This is a genomic window from uncultured Bifidobacterium sp. (assembly GCF_959020155.1).
In the GTDB taxonomy this organism is placed as follows: Bacteria; Actinomycetota; Actinomycetes; order Actinomycetales; family Bifidobacteriaceae; genus Bifidobacterium.
Genome location: NZ_CAUERC010000002.1, coordinates 1 through 18,959 on the forward strand (window position 1 = coordinate 1; position 18,959 = coordinate 18,959).

At 59.3% G+C, this 18,959-nt stretch carries 11 protein-coding genes; 3 read left to right on the forward strand and 8 right to left on the reverse strand.

Annotation, left to right across the window (positions count from 1 at the left end; genetic code table 11):
- From Q5H31_RS00750 to Q5H31_RS00770, 5 genes are all read right to left on the reverse strand, one after another.
- A partial coding sequence (locus tag Q5H31_RS00750; RefSeq protein ID WP_302457379.1) for an Ig-like domain-containing protein occupies positions 1–4,219 on the reverse strand: 4,219 nt, incomplete at its 3' end.
- Between the two features lie 580 nt (positions 4,220–4,799).
- A complete protein-coding gene (locus tag Q5H31_RS00755) occupies positions 4,800–5,387 on the reverse strand; it encodes a protein-tyrosine-phosphatase (protein ID WP_034984477.1) in 588 nt (195 codons plus the stop codon).
- Positions 5,388–5,525: 138 nt separating this feature from the next.
- Positions 5,526–6,566: a Fic family protein gene (locus tag Q5H31_RS00760; RefSeq protein ID WP_302457380.1), complete on the reverse strand. Its 1,041-nt coding sequence runs from the start codon at positions 6,564–6,566 to the stop codon at positions 5,526–5,528.
- Between the two features lie 399 nt (positions 6,567–6,965).
- On the reverse strand, positions 6,966–8,141 hold the full coding sequence (locus tag Q5H31_RS00765; RefSeq protein WP_042990807.1) for an endonuclease/exonuclease/phosphatase family protein: 1,176 nt from the start codon (positions 8,139–8,141) through the stop codon (positions 6,966–6,968).
- 223 nt (positions 8,142–8,364) lie between these two features.
- Positions 8,365–9,924: an MDR family MFS transporter gene (locus Q5H31_RS00770; protein WP_143239195.1), complete on the reverse strand. Its 1,560-nt coding sequence runs from the start codon at positions 9,922–9,924 to the stop codon at positions 8,365–8,367.
- 426 nt (positions 9,925–10,350) lie between these two features.
- Between Q5H31_RS00770 and Q5H31_RS00775 the strand changes: the two genes are divergently transcribed.
- Positions 10,351–11,559 (forward strand): GGDEF domain-containing protein, encoded by a 1,209-nt coding sequence (locus tag Q5H31_RS00775; protein WP_051923577.1) that lies wholly within the window; start codon positions 10,351–10,353, stop codon positions 11,557–11,559.
- A gap of 59 nt (positions 11,560–11,618) precedes the next feature.
- On the opposite strand, the gene Q5H31_RS00780 is transcribed toward Q5H31_RS00775, so the two are convergent.
- A complete protein-coding gene (locus Q5H31_RS00780; protein ID WP_302457381.1) occupies positions 11,619–12,932 on the reverse strand; it encodes an Nramp family divalent metal transporter in 1,314 nt (437 codons plus the stop codon).
- Between the two features lie 352 nt (positions 12,933–13,284).
- Here Q5H31_RS00780 and Q5H31_RS00785 point away from each other — a divergent pair, with 352 nt between their 5' ends.
- Positions 13,285–14,139 carry an aldo/keto reductase gene (locus Q5H31_RS00785; protein WP_042990804.1) on the forward strand — a complete coding sequence of 285 codons (855 nt, stop codon included), beginning with the start codon at positions 13,285–13,287 and terminating at the stop codon, positions 14,137–14,139.
- 16 nt (positions 14,140–14,155) lie between these two features.
- The gene (locus Q5H31_RS00790) at positions 14,156–14,908 is read left to right on the forward strand and encodes an HNH endonuclease family protein (RefSeq protein WP_039775718.1); all 753 of its coding nucleotides are present in this window, start codon (positions 14,156–14,158) and stop codon (positions 14,906–14,908) included.
- Positions 14,909–15,026: 118 nt separating this feature from the next.
- On the opposite strand, the gene Q5H31_RS00795 is transcribed toward Q5H31_RS00790, so the two are convergent.
- Positions 15,027–16,121: a LacI family DNA-binding transcriptional regulator gene (locus Q5H31_RS00795; protein WP_033499984.1), complete on the reverse strand. Its 1,095-nt coding sequence runs from the start codon at positions 16,119–16,121 to the stop codon at positions 15,027–15,029.
- A 55-nt stretch (positions 16,122–16,176) separates the two neighbouring features.
- On the reverse strand, positions 16,177–18,363 hold the full coding sequence (locus Q5H31_RS00800) for a beta-galactosidase (RefSeq protein ID WP_302457397.1): 2,187 nt from the start codon (positions 18,361–18,363) through the stop codon (positions 16,177–16,179).
- Between the last annotated feature and the right edge of the window lie 596 nt (positions 18,364–18,959).

Below are 18,959 nucleotides of genomic sequence, written 5' to 3' on the forward strand. Positions count from 1 at the left end.
CGCCCTTGGCCACGTACAGCTTGCCGCCGTTGTTGTCGGACGACTTGCCGTCCAGCGCGAACGCGAGACCGGTCTGCGCGCCCTTCGTGTCGGGCACGGTCACCTTCCACCAGCCGTCGCACGCCTGGACCATCTTCGCGTTGCCGGTCGAGTTCGGGCTCGTGTACACGCGCCAGTACGCCGTGACCTGCTTGACCGTCTTCGATGGCTTGTACCACACCGTCATCGGCTGCTTCGACGCGTTGCAGTCCGGAGCCTTGGACGACATCTTGCCGTCCGTCACGGCGAGTGTGCCGCCCTTGGCCACGTACAGCTTGCCGCCGTTGTTGTCGGACGACTTGCCGTCCAGCGCGAACGCGAGACCGGTCTGCGCGCCCTTCGTGTCGGGCACGGTCACCTTCCACCAGCCGTCGCACGCCTGGACCATCTTCGCGTTGCCGGTCGAGTTCGGGCTCGTGTACACGCGCCAGTACGCCGTGACCTGCTTGACCGTCTTCGATGGCTTGTACCACACCGTCATCGGCTGCTTCGGCACGTCCGTGACCGTCACCGTGACGCTCGCGCTCTTGCCGCCCGCGGTCGCCTTGATCGTGGCCCTGCCGGCCTTCGAGCCGGCGGTGACCACGCCCGTGCCCATCACGTTCGCGACGCTCGAGTCCGAGCTCGTCCATGTGACCTTGCGGTCCGTCGCGTTGTCGGGCTTGACCGTGGCGGTCAGCTGCGCGGACGCGCCGGCCTTCAGGCTCAGCTTGCCATTGGACACGCCATCACCCGAAATCGAGACGGAGGAGACCGGAACGGTCGTGTCGCAGGTGATCGCGGTCAGAGCGGTGGACGAGCCGTCCCAGCTGACGGTACCGCCAGCGTAGTCGAGGCCAGGCTGGCGGGAACCCGGGAACTGCTGGGTGCCGCCGTCGTTGAAGATCACCTTCGCGCCCTTGGCGAGGTTGTCCGGAACAACGTACTTGTAACCGGTCTGATCGCAGTTGTCGGCCACTTCCATCTTCTCGCCCGGCCATGCGGCGTTGTTCACCGCGGTCGCGCCGTCGCCGGTGTACACGTAGGCGTACATCTGGCTCCAACCCGCAGGCTTGGTGGCGTAGATGGTGTTCGCAGCAACCGGCGGCTGCTTCTTGATGCCGGTCACCGTAACGGTGATCGAAGCGGTGGCCTTACCGGACTTCGCGGTGATCGTGGCCTTGCCGGCCTTCACCGGGGTAACCACACCCTTTGAGTTGACGGTCGCGACCGCCGTGTTGGAGGAGCTCCACGAAACGGAGTTGCCTGCCGGGTCGGTGGTGGCGGTCAGCTGCTTGGTGGTGGCGCCGTCGGTGATGTCGGTGGTGTAATCACCCTGGTTGATCTTCACGGACTTGGTTTCGACCGGAGGCTCTTCGCCGCCGATGTTGGCCATCTTCACGCTGAACATGTCGTCATCGGACTTCTCGAAGGAGTTATTCACCTGAGAACCGGTGTCCGGCAGGTCGGCATTGTCGTTCATTGCCAGATCGTACGGCAGGGAATCCATGGCGGACAGACCGAAGGTGGCTGCCAGCTCGATGCCGATACCGTTCGAGGCAATGCGATCAGCGGTGGTGCCGATCTCTTCCAGCGGGATGGCGATCTCGTAGTGATCATCCATCTGAGCGGAATTGTGGCCCTTCTCGTTGAAGTTGACCCACTTGGCCTTGCTCTGGTTCTCGGCCTTCATATCGCCGATGAAACGACCGTTGTTTTCACCCCAGCCACCGTCGATGCCGATGACATCCTTGCTTAGAATGCCATTGCCATAGCCGAACTTGATGTTCGACTTCTTGGTGTTGGTGGCAGCGTTAGCAGCCGGACCATACGCAGCCTTGGAGTTCAGACCAGTCTCGTCGCCCTTGTAAATCCACGGACCGTTAGAACCGTTGGTGGAAATGGTCACCACGTTATTGAGCTTCTGCTCGCCACCCCAAGTGATGTTGGACGCCCACAGGGAACCGCCGGTCTGCAGACCGCCGTTGTTGCCGATGCGGGTGCTGTCATCCTTGGTGTCGATGGCGATGTGGAACGGTAGGTTCTGGGTCTGCCACAGGTGGCCTTGGCTCAGGGGGTAGTCGTCGCCAGTGTCGACGACATCCTGCACGTTAGTCATTTCCCACATGAGGTAGAGGTTGTCGTCATCGTAGGCGCCATACAACGCATACAGATCGATCGGAACCTCATACATGGAATTCGGGCGGTACACGCGCGGGTCGTCGTTGGCGGCGCCCTGCGCGATCAGCATGGAGCTGTCCCAGTCAGCGATGCTCGCGTCCTTTCCGGCGTTGAAGTTGATGGTCTTCTTGACGCCCATGCCCACCTTGTTGGTACTGTACTGCGCGGCAAGGTTCTGCTTCGGGACCTCCACCTTCTTCACGGTCACGGAAGCGCTCAGCGCCTGACCCTTCTTAACCTTCTTGCCATCCTTGGCGGCGGTGCCGGTCACCTTGACGGTAGCGGTCTCGCCGACGGAAAGAGTTTTACCAACGGAAATGACCTTTCCGTCAGTGAAGGAGCCGCTCTCGCCCTCGGTGGTGGTGTACTTCAGATTGTCGGCATCCTGCGCGCGCAACGTGACCTTGACATTGTCGGAGGAGAATTCCTTGGAAGCCGCTTCCACGGACACGTTCGGATCGGATTCGCCCTTCACGTAGAAGACGCTGACCGCGCCGCCCTTGGCGGTACCGGAAACGATCTTATGGTTGGAGACCACAAGCTGGCCGCCATTGACCTCATCCGGGTAGGTGCCATCGTCAAGTGTGGTTTCCATGCCGGAAAGGCTCTTGTCGCCACCCATGTTGGCAATGACCACACCATCGTTCTGAATGCCATCAGACGTGGAGCGCTCAATCATCAGGCAGGACTTGTCGCCGCAGTTCTGCAGGTTCTCGCCCTTGCCATCCATGGCGTTACGGAAGTGGTTGACTGCCGCGACGGACTTGTTCTTCCACATGTCGTCACCGGCGTCACCCAGCTGGGACTGCTCGGCGAACTGCGGGTTGGTGCCGCCAGAGCCCTTCGGACGGTTGAAGTACAGCGGAGCGCCGGCCCTACGGGAACCAACGACCGCCCAGCCCATCATGATCTGATAGTCGGTGAGGCCGGTGGATTCCTTGTCGCCGTTGGCGTAGTTATCGTGGGACTCAACCCAGGTGACCAGCTGGTCTTCGCTTGCGCCGCCGGTATCGATGTTCTTCACCATCTTGACGTCAAGGTTGTTCGAGCCGACAGCGGCGCGAATGGTCTTGCCGTAGTTGGAAGCGGTGTTGCCGCCGCCATCGGAGGAATTGTCGCGGAACATGTTGGCGTATGCCTTGTAGTCAAGGCCGGAATCGCCCTGCAGCACCTCGCCGTACTGGAACTGGGAGCCGTTCTTCAGAATGGTGTTCCAGTAGTTCGACTGCTTATTGTCGAAGACTTCGGTCGGCAGCTCGACGTGCTTTGCCGCATCGTAGCGGAAGCCGTCAACGCCGTCCGCCACAGCGGTCTTCAGGAACTTCTGCATACGATCGGCAACAGCCTGGTTCTGCGTATTCAGATCCCACAGGCCAAGCAGGTGGCACTGCGTCACCTTGTAACGGTTGGAATAATCGTTGATTTCACCGTTGGGGCCGTCGCAGCCGGTACGCTTGTGGAAGTACTCCTTGTTCTGCCAATCGGGGTCGATGGCGTTCCAATCGGAGGTGAAGTGGTTGGCGACCACATCCACGATCACACGCACACCATACTTATGGGCGGTGGCGGTCATTTCCTTCAGGTCAGCCTCGGTGCCGACCACGAAGTTGCCGATGGAGGTGTTCGCCGGCTGGTACACGTAGTACCAGTTCTCGGTGAACTTCTTGCCGTTGGCGGCGACTTCCTTGATCTTGCTCATAGGCTCGGTCTGCACGGAAGTGTAGCCCGCCGCGGCGATCTCAGGCATGTGCTGCGTGATGGTCTTGAACGACCACATCCATGCGTGCAGGATGGCGCCGTTCTTCATGTGCTTGGTCAGACCGTACTGGTTACGGACCGCTTCGAAAGAAGAATTTCCGATGGTGTCCTGGTAGCTGTCACGATCGGCGGCAAGTGCGGTGGATGCCACACCCATACCGCCGAACAGCGTGGCGACCGCCACCGTTCCCGCCGCTACTTTCTTCCAGGTTTTGGCCGCACGAGCCTTGCGGGCCGCGCGCCTACGCTCTGCACGGGTCATCAACTCCGGTTGATCGTCGTGCGGAGGCTCTTTTCTGGTGAGTGCGTTCGCCATACCCGCGAACGTATGAGTGCTGAGTCGCACCTTACCCTCCCTGCTTCCTTGCATCTAACTTTGACAACGTTTGCCACTAGCAGACGTTGCGTCAAAAATACCACATTTTTCCTTTGAAAAATGAGTGATTTTTATTGAAAAATGGCGGTTAAAACGCAATTGTTTTCTGCTCTGTTGCAAACGCTGTCAGCAACAGATACACTCATACCAGCACCCCGTAGCACCCACTATCGTTGCAAATTCACATATGCAAACGTTTCAGAAAATTTTCCAACCAATACCACCTTGCGACGCAAAGCACCCTCGCCCCATCCCACGCCACCGACAGCCCACCCCCAACAATCCTGAAATTAATCTTTCAAGAGATGCTCAAAAAGGGCTTCTTTACCTCTTATGGCATGCAACATGCCAATCAAATCAAAATATCAATAATAAAAAATGGGTGAATATCACAAACACGCTCGGACTCAAAAAAATAGAGTAGGGCCAAGCTATGGTGAATCAATCCATGGACCTAAAAGAATTATCAGGCAACGATTTGGGAGCGGATGGGGGCGGGGGTTACCGTACGGTGCTTGCGCATGCTTTTCAGGATTTTACGGATCGCACCGTTCGTCTGTTCGGCGGCGACGCAGAACATGCTGAATTCGCGGCCATGCGGGTCGGCGATGTCCTTCGGCTGGGGAATCATCGGACGAATCATCGAGGACTTCTTGATTACCGACTGAAGACGTTCCTGGATGGTCAGTCCGGCAATCATATTGTTGCGAGCGCAGTAATCGCACATATTCGCGAAATCGTCAAGCAGGAACGTGTATCGTACGGCGGCTGGCGCCAACGTGACGATTTCCTTGCGCTGCTGCTTTTCGAAGCAGAGGATCAGGTCGGCTTCGTCGGCCATCTGTCGGGTCAGTCGTCGGGAACGGAAGCCGCTCGACTCAATGCCGACGCTTTGCATAAGGCGGCCGCTCGACGGATCGATCGGATGCATCGGCAAACCACGCGTGCCGGCGCTTGACACCTGCACGGTGGTGCCGTTCAGATAGTGGGTCATCAGAAGCTCGCCCATAGGGGAACGGCAAATGTTGCCCGTGCAGACGAACATGATGTGCATGCCTAAACCCCTTAACCGTTCTTCCAACGTTTCGTGTTGCGGTTTTGCGAAATCCACCATGGCTTCCGCAACCCGCCAAACGGAAATTTTAGCGCGAGGCGTTCCCCGCATGCGGCAAATCGTCCAATACGCGCAGAATCATTGCAGAAATTCGGCGCGGGCGGTGGCGGTCAGCGAATAGCGGATCGGGCGGGAGCCGTGGAACTCGAGCAGGTTCCTGTTCACCAGTTCCGCGAGCGCGGTGTTGGTCTTCCGCTCCCCCACGCCAAGCCATTCGCGCATTAGGCGGCGCGATATGGGTTTCGGAGCATCGTCGAAAAGCTCCTCCTGCAGCAGGAAGTACAGCATGTTCCGCTGCAGTTCCGTAATGCCCTGCGTTCGCGCATAATGTTCAAGCCTCTTCCGCGCGGTGTCAAGCAGGGTTTTCTTCTCGCCGAGCACAGAGATGATGTTCTTCTGGGCGGTGGCGATAAAACGGATCATCCGATATGAGAACAGCGAGACGTCAGAACAGTTCAGCGGATGCTGCGCATCATCAAACGCCTTGTAATACCGGCCTTTTGCGTCAGCGATAACCGGACTCAGGCTGATCGCCGTCGGTATGGACAGGTGCTTGCTCAGCTGCAGAGCAAGCAGGAACCGGCCCGTCCTGCCATTGCCGTCATAGAACGGGTGAATGCATTCGAAGACGTAATGGCACATCACAGCCCGCAGCAGCGGAGGAATCGCCTCATCCGAAAGCAACGCCAGCCATTTGGTCAATTGCACTTGGATTTCCGATTCCGGCCATGCGCCTTGATGAATCTCCCGGTCAAAGCCGTCACACACAGAGACTTGCTTGGCTCTGAATACCATTCCGTCAGGCTTGTCTTCCTCCCGTAGTTCCCCAGCCATCACCTGATCGTAAATATTACGTATGTCATGCAACGTTTTCGGTAGTTCCAACGTTGCGGAATTTTCGCCGGAGAGTCCGAGAAAGAGTTTGGCAAGCTCACTCAACCGCTTGTGCGGCCCGTCCGCGACCGCCGCATCCAACGCGTCTGAGATTTCCTTGCGCGTGGTGTGCACGGCTTCTATGGAGTTCGTGCTCTGCATTTCCGCGCCGATGAGTTCCATCAGATACGCCCTGCGGGCAATCGGCGGCAATGCGGCCCACAGCGATTCGACCTGCACTTCCATGCCACGGACCGAATCCATGACGTTCAACAGTTCCCTGAACGCCACGGCGAACATCTCATGACCTTCGAATTCAATACCTGACCGGTATGTTGAATAGCCGTTGAGTCTTTTTTGGTATTCCTCCTCAGCCGCATCCTTCGGCTTGGCCGTGGATGATGACATTGCCAATGCCTGCCGTATGCTTTTGTACTCCATAACCATCATCCTTATAACCGTCATTTGTGCAGAATATGCAGGTTCGGGGTGAATATAGACTATTCCTATACCTACATAATGTCAAAAATGTCGATATAGCAGCAGGCGTGTTTGCGGCTATTGGTACGTTGAGGGGCATATGTGGGGATACGTGCGGATATGTTTGCTATGCGCAGATATGTTCAAGCGCAGATTAGGTGCGGGTCAGGCGACTTCGAGCGTGGCGAGGAGAGCGCGGTGGTCGGAGCCGGCGATGTACTTGGTTTCCAGATCGCCCACGTTCACGCCCTTGTCGTGCACGATATGGTCGATTTCGGCGATCGGCATCATGGCCGGGTACGTCATGTGCAGGCCTTCGCCCGCCTGCTGGCCGGAATCCAGGAAGCGGCTGCCGAGCAGGTATCGGAAGCTGGCGTGGTCCCATGTGGAGTTGAAATCGCCCATCAGCACGTACAGATTGTCGTAATGCTGCAGTTGGGCGAGCGAGTCGAGACTACGGTTCCACAGACCTTGGTTGCGGGGGCGCGGCGAGAACGGGTGGACGGAGCCGAAGCGCACCTTGCTGCCGCCGAAATCGATCGTCGCGGCGGAAACGCTGCTTGATTCCACGGGAATGAGGTTCTGTTTGGCGTTTTCCATCGGCGCGGCGCTGTACAGCACGTTCACACCGCCGTTGTCATGCCACGTTTGCTGCGCGGCCACGGAATACGGCAGATAATTGGCGATTCCGGCGCCGTTGAGCCGGTTGAGCAGGTCCCATGACACTTCCTGCAGCGCGAGCACTTCCACATGCTCGTTTTTGACGATTTCGACGATCCGATTGGCGTCGGCATGCCCTTCCCTGGTGTTGAAGGTCATGATGCGGGCGTACCGGTCGGACGTGTTGGGCAAGCCGTTGGACGAGACTTGCGTGACTGCGGTGCTGGCCGCGTCGGAAATCGTTTGCTGCGGCCTGATATAACCCCAATGCCAGCCGATTTGCACGACCACGCACACCACGCTGACGGTGGCGAGTAGGACGCGTCCGCCTATTGCACGGACGGCTATCGCGGTGATCGCAATAATCAAAGACAGTATGCCCAGCCACGGCATCAGCGCGACGATAAGCGGCACGTACCGTTTGCCGTCGAGGTTGTTGGGCAGCATGCGCAGCAGCATGGCCAGCAGGATGACGGCGGTGGCCAGCCAGAGCACCGCGGTCAGAAGGTGTGTTGCTGCGGTACGGCGGGTCATGCCATGTTGAGCACGGTCGAGGGGGCGGCTGGCGCATGCTTTGTCGAGCTGCGCGCCCAGATCCTCGATTTCGCTTTCGCTTGTGCGTTCGCGTTCGGCATCGTTATTGCCGCCGTTCTCACGCTCGCTTTCGCAGGTTTGCCGCATGGTTGCCTTTCATTACGTTCCCGTTCACCATACGTAACACGGCACGGGTGCGCCACCTCCTTCCCGCGAGGTTCACAGTGCTTTTACGTGCACCCGTACCGCATGCCACTATGCGGACATTTCTCTCTCATTTCCTGCTGCGGGGAATGGCGGCACTTGAGCAAACCACGCTCATGACATGCCTACGGAACGGCGAAAATGCGGTAAGAGCGGACAGGTCAGGCTAGGCGGCGTGGGGGTGGACGCGATTGAGGGCGCGCTGGACGGTGTCGCGGGTGGAGCCGGCGCCGTTGCCGCGGACGCCGAAGAAGACCATGACCACCATGATGAAGCAGATGGTGGCGCTCACGCGCAGCGCCCACTGGATGCCGAACACGTTCGCCACGGCATACATGTTCTTCGCGCCGCCGATCGCAGCCCAGCGCAGGGCGGTAAACGTTTCCATCAGAATCACCAGCACGGGAGCGCCGATGGCACCGGCGATCTGGCGAACCGTGTTCGTAACGGCCGAGCCGGCGCTCACCTCCTCGGGCTCCAGGCAGTTCAGCGACCACGTGGTAATCGGCATGAGCACGAATCCCATGCCGATTTGGCGCACGAACTGCCAAATCGACACCCACCAAATCCATGAGGTCATGGAAATCAGGCTCATCATGATGGTGCCGAACAGCAGGGTGATCGAGCCGATCAGCGCCACCGGACGCGCGCCGAGACGGTCGAGCGCCTTGCCGCCGAAGAACTGCGCGATGCACTGGCCGAACGCGCCGGGCAGCATCACCAGGCCGCTGATCGTGGCGGAATAGCCTCGGCAATCCTGAATGTAGAGCGGCATGATCACCATGATCGAACTGAACGCGAAGAACGACAGCGCGGCGGTGACGGTGCCGACGGTGAAGCTCTTGTTTTTCAGCACGCTCAGGTTGAGCAGCGGAGGTTGCTTGGACGGGTCGGCCGACTGCCGGCGAGCGCCGTGGATCTGCCGCAGCACGAACCAGACGATGCCGACCACACCGATAAGCATGGCGAGCCACACCATCGGATGCGTGAACGGATACGATTCGATGTTCGTGAAGCCGAACATGAGTCCGCCGAAACCGAAAATCGACAGGCCGACGGAGAAGAAGTCGGCTTTGGCGGACGCGTCGCGCGTGCCGAAATTACGCAAGCCGAAAATCGCCAAAAACAGTGAAATCACGCCGATAACCGTCAGCGTGAGGAAAATCGATCGCCAGCCGTTCAAATCGGTTTGCACACCACCCAAGGTGGGGCCAATCGCGGGCGCGACGCTCATGGCCATGCCGACGGTGCCCATCGCCATACCGCGGCGGGACAGAGGATAAATGGAGAATACCGTGATTTGCAGGACCGGCCACATCACGCCGGTGCCGACGGCTTCCAGCAGACGGCCGATCAAAACCAGTACGAACGATGAGCCGAGCCAGGCGAACACCGAGCCGAGCGTGAACACCGCCATCGACGCGATCACGATCTGGCGGGTGGAGAATCGGCGGGTCAGGTAGGCGGTGAGCGGCACCATAACGCCCATGACGAGCTGGAAAATCGACGTCAGCCATTGGCCGGTCGTCACGGAAATGCCGAAATCGGACACGATGGTGGGCAGTGCGGCGCTCAACTGCAGCTGAGTGAAGTTGCCGACGAACGTGATAAAGGTGAGAATGGCGATCGATACGAACGCGGCATGCGTCAGATGGTCGTTTTTATACGATTCCTCGCCGGTAAGTGGCTGGGACAGGCCGTGGGTGCGGCCCTGTTTCGCGTTTATTTTCTTTTCCGGCTTCACTTCCGACCTCTTCTCCGGTTTCGACGGCAAACCGACCGCCCTCCATCACTCATCCGCGCATACTCGCAGCGTATTGCGCAACTCCTGCAAAAACAGACTCAAAAAGTCTAGTACTGCGGGTGGTCGAACGCGAGATGAAACTATTCGAACACGTTCAATTCCAATTCAACCGAGAAAAATTGGCAAAACTTCGTATTTGTTCATCTCGGGGTGGTATACATATGCGTTGGCAGTAACGGCACGATACAGGGAAGGAATACGCCGCGCAGGGGGTTAGGAAGTATGACCGTAGTCACGTTATTCAACATAGCGATGGAGCTATGGGGCGTTCTCATCTGCATCGTTTGCGCAGGTGGCGTCTACGTGGGCGCGATACGTAGGACGCGGCGTACCTATACGAAAGTTTCCATGCAGCTTCTATGTGCGCTGATGCTGCTGGCCGACGTGTCCGCCTGGTATCACAACGGCGGCTGCGACAAGCTTGACTTCTACATGACGCGCATCGGCAATCTTGGTGAATACCTGATCAATTTCATCTTCATCGCACTGTTCGCCAACTATATCTGGCAAACCGTCAGCGGCGACGACATGCTTGAAAACGTCAGCCCGCACGAGTGGAGGGCCAGAATGAGCGGCGGAGCCAAGCGTAATCGTAAGAACCAACGTTCGGCCAATGCCCGATCCAAGCCGAAAAAGCCGCGTTCGAAGAAGCTTGACGTCATCTACGCAGCGTCCGCGCTCGGCATCGTACTGACGATTGCCACGCAGTTCAACCATATGGTCTACTACATCGACAGCCAGAACTACTACCGCCGCGGACCACTGTTCGCTATCCCGCAGATACTGGGTCTGGTAGAGCTCGCGCTGATTGTGATGCTGATCATCGAAAACCGCAAAAACCTCAGCCGACCGCTGTTCGTCACGTCGCTGTCGTTCTTCGTGCTGCCGATTGTGACAACCATCGTTCAGATTCTCCATTACGGACTGGCGTTGCAGGCCATCGCGATCACGATTTCAATCCAGTTCACGTTCGTGGTCGACACCATCGAAATGAACAAGAAAATCCGTTCGCAGGATGACGCCTATCAGAAGGCCAGCTACGAGGCGCAGCACGATGGTCTGACCGATTTGTGGAGCAAGAGCGCCGGCCGCGAGCAGATTGAGAATTATTTCGCGCACATGCAGGAAGGCGACCAAGCCGTTCTGATTTTCGTTGACATCGACGATTTCAAGCAGATCAACGATACGTACGGCCATAAAGTGGGCGATTTCTGGATTCGTGAAGTGGCGCAGACGTTGAAGCGGCTGTACCGGCATGATGACATCATCGTCCGTTTCGGTGGCGATGAGTATGTGGCGCTGATAAAGAACACCGCGAACGAGCGCGTGATCGAAAGCACGCTGGACCTGTTCCGCCGCCAGTTGGCGCAGGCGTCCGCGCAATACGGGCAGGACGTGCATTGCAGTATCGGCGCATGCCGCGTGCTGTCCGGCAAGAACGTCGATCTGAACCTCTGCTTGGGATTCGCCGACCATGCGTTGTATCAGTCCAAGCGTGAGGGGAAGGGCATGTACACCGTGGTCGATTATGACAGCGGGAAGGTGCAGGCGGCGTAGGCAGTCTGCGGGATTGCTCCGCGAAAGCCTGCGGAGATCGACGTAAAAATCACGGAAAATCAGGCTTTGCCGAGCATTGTCAGCACAATCAGCACCACGTTCAGAGCGACGATCAGCGCGGCGACCGCGATATTGACGATGTGCTTGACCGGACCGTCCACGTACTCCCCCATCAGCGTGCGGTCGTGCGTGTAACGCATCAGCGGAATAATCGCAAATGGAATGCCGACCGACAACACGACCTGGCCGACGATCAGCGCTTCCGTCGGATTGTTGGCGAACCATAGCACCACCAGCGCGGGTACCAGCGTCACCACTCGGCACGCCCACATCGGCGCTTTGATACGCAGCAGGCCGTGCATGATTTCGCTGCCGGCGTAAGTGCCGACCGACGTGGAGCTCAGGCTCGACGCAAGCAGACCAATCGAGAAAATCGTGCCGATCACCGGGCCGAGCACATGCTGGATGGCCCGCTGCGCGCCTTCGATGGTGTCGGTGCCGGTCATGCCGTACAGCGAGTTCGCGGCGAGGATGAGCAGCGCGAGGTTCACCGAGCCGGCAAGTATCAGCGCCCAGGCAACGTCGATTTTGCTGCCGTGAAGCAGCTTCTTCACGCTCGGCTTCGCTTCGCCGGGGGCGTAATGGTCGTTGACGAGCGTGGAATGCAGGTAGATGGCGTGCGGCATGACCGTGGCGCCCAGCATGGACGTGGCCATAAGCACGGTATCAGTGCCTTTGAAGCGTGGAATCAAGCCGGCGACGACTTCTTTCGGATTTGGCGGGGCGATGAACAGACCGGCGATGAAACCGAACGTGATCACCAGCAGCAGGCCGATGATCAGTTTTTCGAAAATGCGATGCGTGACGCCTTTTTCGAAAAACAGCAGCACCGTCGACACCGCGCCGATGATGCAGCCGCCGACGAACAGCGGCAGACCGAACAGCAGTTTCAGCGAGATCGCACCGCCGATCACTTCCGCCAGATCGGTGGCGATGGCGATTACCTCAGCCTGCATGAAAAACATGAAACGGCCCGCGTCGCCAAGCCGTTCGCCCAGGATTTCCGGCAGGCTTTTGCCCGTGACGATGCCGAGTTTCGCGGACTGGTATTGGATAAGCACGCTCATGCAGTTGGCCAGTACCAGCACCCACACCAGCAGGTAGCCGTAGCGCGCGCCCGACGTGATGTTCGCCGCCACGTTGCCCGGATCCACGTATGCGACCGCCGCCACGAACGCGGGGCCGAGGATGCCGGCGAGCGCGTGGCCGTGGTGGTGGGACGGTTGGGAGTGGTGGTGCGTGGGTTGCTGGGCTCCTGCAGGCCGTGCGTCCGTGCTCTCCGCGGGCCGCACGTCCGCGCTCTCCGTACTCATAGTGCCGTCTTCTTCGTTCTCTGTATCCGACTTCATATCCAAATCGTTCTTCATATCCGGGCAACGTTATAGCGCGTCCGCCCGCACGGAATTGTTACGTCTGTTACGGGAGGTTGAATAATCGTTGGATATGCGTCTGGTGCGGGGTAAGCGCAGGGCTCCAGTGCGGGTTGTTGGTGCAGGTTGTTGACGCAGACTGCCGATGCAGGTTGCCGATGTTGCGGACACAGGTTCAGGCGGGCTGCCACGCACAGGTTCAGGCGGGTCGCGGACACAGGCCGGACAACCTACGAGCGCAACAGCCGCTACACTGGTGCGAAGAACATTGCATTTCGACTCAAGGGGTTGTTCCATGGCTGTTTTCCACACTCCGATGATCACGCTTTCCGACGGCAATCTGATTCCGCAGATCGGCTTGGGCGTGCTGCGTATCGACGATGAGGGCGTTACCCCCGTGGTGGAGAGCGCGCTGGAAGCCGGTTATCGTCATATCGACGGTGCCGCGGGGTACAACAACGAGGCGGGCGTGGGGCGCGCGCTGAAAAACGCGGGGTTCACGCAAGGCGAAAATCGCAAAAATCTGTGGGTGACGACGAAGCTGCGCGACTCCGAGCAGGGGTACGATTCCGCGCGCAAGGCGTTCGACCGCCAGCTCGGCCTGCTGCAGCTCGATTATGTGGACATGTATATGCTGCATTGGCCGACGCCGTTCGACTGGCGTTCCGGTGAGACTTGGAAGGCGTTCGACGAATTCCGCGCGGAGGGCCGTGTGCGTACGCTTGGCGTGTGCAATTTCCTGCCGGAGCATCTTGAGCGGCTGCATAAGGAGACGGGCGAGTATCCGGCCGTCGACCAGATCGAGCTGCATCCCACGTGGCAGCAGCGCGAGGTGGTGGCGTACTGCAAGGAGCACGGCATCGCGGTCGAGGCGTATTCGCCGATGGCTCGCGGCGCCGACTTGAACGCCGGCGACGGCGTGATCGCACGCATCGCCGAAGCGCATGGCGTCACGCCCGCGCAGGTGATTCTGCGGTGGCACATCGAAAACGGCACGATCATCATCCCCAAGTCGGTGCATGCGGACAGGCAGAAGCAGAACCTCGACTTGTTCGGATTCGTGCTCAGCCCGGCCGAGCATGCGGCCATCGATGCGCTCGACGGGCCGACGCGCGCCGGGCACGATCCGATGACGTTCACGTACGCGTGAGACTGCTTAGGGTGCGATGACAAGGCACGGATCGCGTGACGGCACGCATTTTCGTAAGAAGCTGCTCAATGCCGACGGGCCGGTGGAACGCATACTGATTCTGCTGGTGATCGCCGTGGTGGCGGGCGTCACCATCGGCCTGCTCATGCCGAAAGCAAACCCGACCGTCGGCGAAATAACAGGCGAATACACCGCGTCCGGCAGCGCCGCACAGACGCTGCAGCAGCTGACGGTCGACGATAATCAGCGGCACGCCGGCTACGATCGCGACCTGTTCGGCTTCCGCCAAACCGACGACGACGGCAACGGATGCGACGTGCGCGAAGACGTACTGGCGCGCGACCTGACCGACGTGCGCTACCGGCAGCATGGATGCAAAGTGGAATCGGGCACGCTGGCCGACCCGTACACCGGCAAAACAATCCACTTCGTACGCGGCGCGCGCACCTCGTCGGCGGTGCAGATCGACCATGTGGTGGCGTTGGAGAATGCCTGGCGGTCGGGTGCGAACCAGTGGGACCGTACGAAGCGGTACCGGTTCGGCAACGACATGTACAACCTGCTGGCGGTGGACGGGCCGGCCAATCAGGAGAAGGGCTCCGCGTCGGCCGCGTACTGGCTGCCGACGAACGGCGCATACCGTTGCGATTACGTGGCCCGTCAGATCGGCGTGAAAGCCAAGTACGGGCTGACCGTCACGACGAAGGAGAAGCGGGCGATGCTGTCCGTACTGCGTGCCTGCCCGGCGCAGGCCGTGCCGGAAAAGTAAGGGACGATCGCAAGTACGGTCTGTTCGCCGACGTAACAGGGTACGCTAACGAAACATGGAGCGCAGGCGGAACGCACCTCAATCGCCCATATATAGCAACGTTTGCACGCTTACGCGTCTACGCGCACGTGGTGGCGCGGGCGATCACGCGGGTCTGCGTGGTGATCAGTTCCGGCTGAAGCACGCGGCTGCCGCTGATGCGGTCGATGATGCGACTGACCGCGGTCGGCGCTATCCAGTCGAGGCAGGAATCCATGGTGGTCAGCGGCGGCTGGAAATACGCGGATTCCTCGTTGTTGTCGAAGCCGATCACCTGCACTTGGTCGGGCACGGAAATGCCGTTGGCGGCCAGCGTCGACAGCGCGCCCATCGCAAGCTGGTCGTTCAATGCGATCACTCCGTCGAACGGCACCCCGGAATCGATGATGCGTTGCATATTGCGCGCGCCAGAGCCGATCGACCAATCGTGGCCGACGTTGGGCATCAGCTCAGTGGCAAGCGCGATATTGCGGTCACAGCACGCTTCGAACACGCCGCGCATACGAAGCTGCGCGTTGCCTTCCGTAACATCACGCAAAGTCGAAAGCTGCGCGAAATCAGTGCGCGAGCCGACCACCGCCGGCTTGCTGACGCCACGGTCAAGCAGATATTCCGTGGCAAGACGCGCGCTTTGCACGTCATCCGGTGTAACGTGGTCGGCCTTATAGTGCGTGAAACGCGCGCCCACGCATACCAGCGGATAATCCACCGACAAGTCTTCGGGGGTAAGGTCCTCCATTTCGGACAGTGACAGGATCATGCCGTCCGAAATGGTGGAATTGAAGTTGCGCAGCAGCGAAGTGACCCCATGCGACGTGCCTTCGGCGTACGTGGTGACGTACACGGAGTAGCCGTAGATGCGCGCCGCGTCGATCACCCGGTTGGCGAGCTCCGCAAGATAGGGGGCGGTCAGGCATGGCACGGCGAGTGTGATGAAGCCGGTCCGGCCACGGTTGAGGTTGCGCGCGGACACGTTGACGCGGTAGCCGAGCCGATCCACGACTTTCTGCACTTTTTCGCGTGTGGCGTCGGTCATACGGCCGGTGTGGTTGATGACGTTCGACGCGGTTTTGAGGGACACTCCGGCCTCTTCGGCCACGTCACGCAAAGTGACGCGCTTCTTTTCTGATGGCGATTTGCCGGTTTGAGACGCGAAAGGTCTCGCTTCGCTCATGGTTCCCCCGATACGCTTCGAAATACTGCCCAGTATCCCTGCTACAGGGGCGATTCTAGCGCCTCACCACGAGAACCCCGTTGCGGCGCACGGTATACGAGCCGTTTTCCTCACCCCGTTCCGTCTGGAACAGGACGACCGGCTCGCCCTCGACGCCCTGCAATTCGACTTCCTTCTTGCCGCGCGGCAGATAGAAATCGAACGCGGCGTCGGCAGACTTGCGCACGGTGTGCAGAACGTCGGTATTGGCTTGCGATTGCTGCGATTGTGCCGGTGCCGCAAGATATGTCCGAATCAGCTTCGTCAAATCGGCCACGTCCAGGTCACAACCGACGAAATACGCTTCGCCCGCGCCGTACGGATTGCGGGTGACCGCGGCCATGCCGTCGAGCTCCCATTCGTCGGCCTCCTCGCCTGCGTACATGGCGAGGACTTGCGTGCGATCGCCGGTAACGGTCACGTCGTTCTGCCACAGGCGGGTCGTGGCGCCGTTCAGCGCGGCTGCATCTTCCAGCGCAACCTCACCGCCGGCACCCAGCCGAATCGCCTCCGGCTCGCCTTCCACGCCACTGCCGAGGATGTTGAATTCCTCGCCGCGGATGCCCAGCATATCGCGCAGCAGGCCGTTGCCGGCACCCGGGTAGCCACCGAGCCACGTGTGGAAATTCTCGTCGATCAGGCCGGTCGCGTAACCGACCACCACCCTGCCGCCGGCCGCCGCGAAATCGGCCAATCGCCGCGTATCGACGGCGCTCAGCATCAGGACGGTCGGCAAAACGACGGTCTTGTAATCGCTCCAATCGTATTTCAGCGGCACAATGTCAGCACGCGAACCCGCGTTCAGGAACGCGCGATACCAGTCGCGCACGTCGTGCCAATGGTTGAGTTTCATGCTCGGCAGGGTTTGGGAACGGGTAGCCCATTCCGATTCGGCGCTGAACAGGATCGCCGTGTCAGAGCGTTCCAGCTCACTACCCTGCACACCCGCATCGGCCAATGTTCGCAACGTTTCGCCCAGCTCGCACACTTGACGGAATAGCTTCGTGTCTTCTCCCGCGTGCGGAACCATGGCGGAGTGGAAGGATTCGGCGCCAAATGCGGACGCGCGCCACTGGAAGAAGTTGATCGCGTCGGCACCCATGGCAACGTGTGCAAGGGAATCGCGCACCGTCTCCCCCTTGCGCTTGCGCATGTTGAGCGGCTTCCACTGCACGGCGGAAGTGGAGTGTTCCATGACATACCAGGGCTTGCCGAGTGCGAACGAGTCCATCAGCGCGTCGGAACATGCCAGTTCGTCAAGGTGCATCTCACCCCCTTCGTGGAAGTAGTGGTCGTTCGAGACGAAGTTCACTTCGTTGGCCCAATCAGCGTAATCCATGCAGCACTGGTCGGTGGAGACCATGAAATTCGTGGTGAACGGCTTGTCGGGGCAGATTTCGGCGATCGCGTCACGTTCGGCCTTGTAGAAATCGAGGAGCATGTCGTTGCCGAAGCGCTCGAAATCAAGCTTCTGACCGGGGTTGACCATGGAATCGGCACCCATGAACCGCGGAATGAGCACCTCGTCGAAGCTGTTCATTTCCTGACCCCAGAAAGTGGTGCCCCACGCCTGGTTGAGCGCGCCGATGGTGCCGTACTTGCGTTCGCACCACAGGCGGAAGGCGTTGAGCGCGTTGTCGGAGTAGTCATTGCGATTGTTCCACCCGTACTCGTTGCCCATGTGCCAGGCGGTCACGTACGGGTTGGCGCCGTAGCGTTCGGCGAGCTTGCGGCACAGGGTGAGCGCGTATTCCTTGAATACCGGGCTGGTCGGGCTCCACGATTGGCGCGAGCCGGCGTTGACGGGGTGGCCGAATTTGTCGCACGGCAGCACTTCGGGATGCTTTTCGTACAGCCACAGCGGCGCGGTGGCCGTGGCGGAGGCGAGGTCTGTTGCAATGCCGGCTTTGCCGAGCTTGTCGATGATGCGATCGAGCCAGCCGAAGTCCCAGCGATTTTCCTGCGGTTGGATGCGGTCCCAGCTGAAGATGGCGAGGGCAACCGTGTTGACGCCGGCTTTCTTCATGAGGCGCACGTCGTCGTCCCACGTTTCTTCAGACCATTGGTCGGGATTGTAGTCGCCGCCGAATGCGATTCCACGGCCGTTTTCCGTCAGCAGTTTCGGCCACGCAAAAGGCTGGCGATTGGGGGTTGCGGTGGGTGTAGCGGTTGCGGTGGGTACGGCGGGTTTGCTGGTATGGATCTGCACGTCATTGCCTTTCCGAACGTATTTGGTACAACCGTGTACCATTTGATATTTTTAATCTTAGATACTTTTGCGATTCTGTCAAATCCAGACATACGCACGTATTTGCGATCGACTGGCGCTCGACTGGCAGAATCGCCCTCATTCGATATCGCTTTTCGCACGCATCCGGACGAAAGTCAATTTTCCGCAAGACGTGAGCGAAAGAGGGTGGTGCAGGACGGGAGAACACCCCCATCCGCTCACGGAACGACGAAACGGGACGAAATCGCAGGACGTGAGCGAAAAGCCTCTCCTTCAAAAATCGGAATCGTTGGAAAATAAAGGAAACAGCAACGGACAAACCGAAGCGGAATGCACCCTTCCGTTCACAAACGAATGAAACAGACAAAAATCGCAAGACGTGAAAGAAAGAGGGGGCCACAACACAGAGGAACATACCCCCATCCGCTCACGGAACGACGAAACGGGACGAAATCGCAGGACGTGAGCGAAAAGCCACGAATCTCATAAAAACAGAACCAGCAATACCCTCATCAAATGCAGAGGAAACAGTACCCCGCCACACAGGACCACGAGCCAGCATAGGATGC

What these genes read in the sequence shown, in the direction of transcription:
- Q5H31_RS00755 (WP_034984477.1), bottom strand. Translation starts at nt 5,387, where the DNA reads ATGCACATCATGTTCGTCTGCACGGGCAACATTTGCCGTTCCCCTATG.
- Q5H31_RS00760 (WP_302457380.1), bottom strand. Translation starts at nt 6,566, where the DNA reads ATGGAAGTGCAGGTCGAATCGCTGTGGGCCGCATTGCCGCCGATTGCC.
- Q5H31_RS00765 (WP_042990807.1), bottom strand. Translation starts at nt 8,141, where the DNA reads ATGCGGCAAACCTGCGAAAGCGAGCGTGAGAACGGCGGCAATAACGAT.
- Q5H31_RS00775 (WP_051923577.1), top strand. Translation starts at nt 10,351, where the DNA reads ATGCAGCTTCTATGTGCGCTGATGCTGCTGGCCGACGTGTCCGCCTGG.
- Q5H31_RS00780 (WP_302457381.1), bottom strand. Translation starts at nt 12,932, where the DNA reads ATGAGTACGGAGAGCGCGGACGTGCGGCCCGCGGAGAGCACGGACGCA.
- Q5H31_RS00785 (WP_042990804.1), top strand. Translation starts at nt 13,285, where the DNA reads ATGGCTGTTTTCCACACTCCGATGATCACGCTTTCCGACGGCAATCTG.
- Q5H31_RS00790 (WP_039775718.1), top strand. Translation starts at nt 14,156, where the DNA reads ATGACAAGGCACGGATCGCGTGACGGCACGCATTTTCGTAAGAAGCTG.
- Q5H31_RS00795 (WP_033499984.1), bottom strand. Translation starts at nt 16,121, where the DNA reads ATGAGCGAAGCGAGACCTTTCGCGTCTCAAACCGGCAAATCGCCATCA.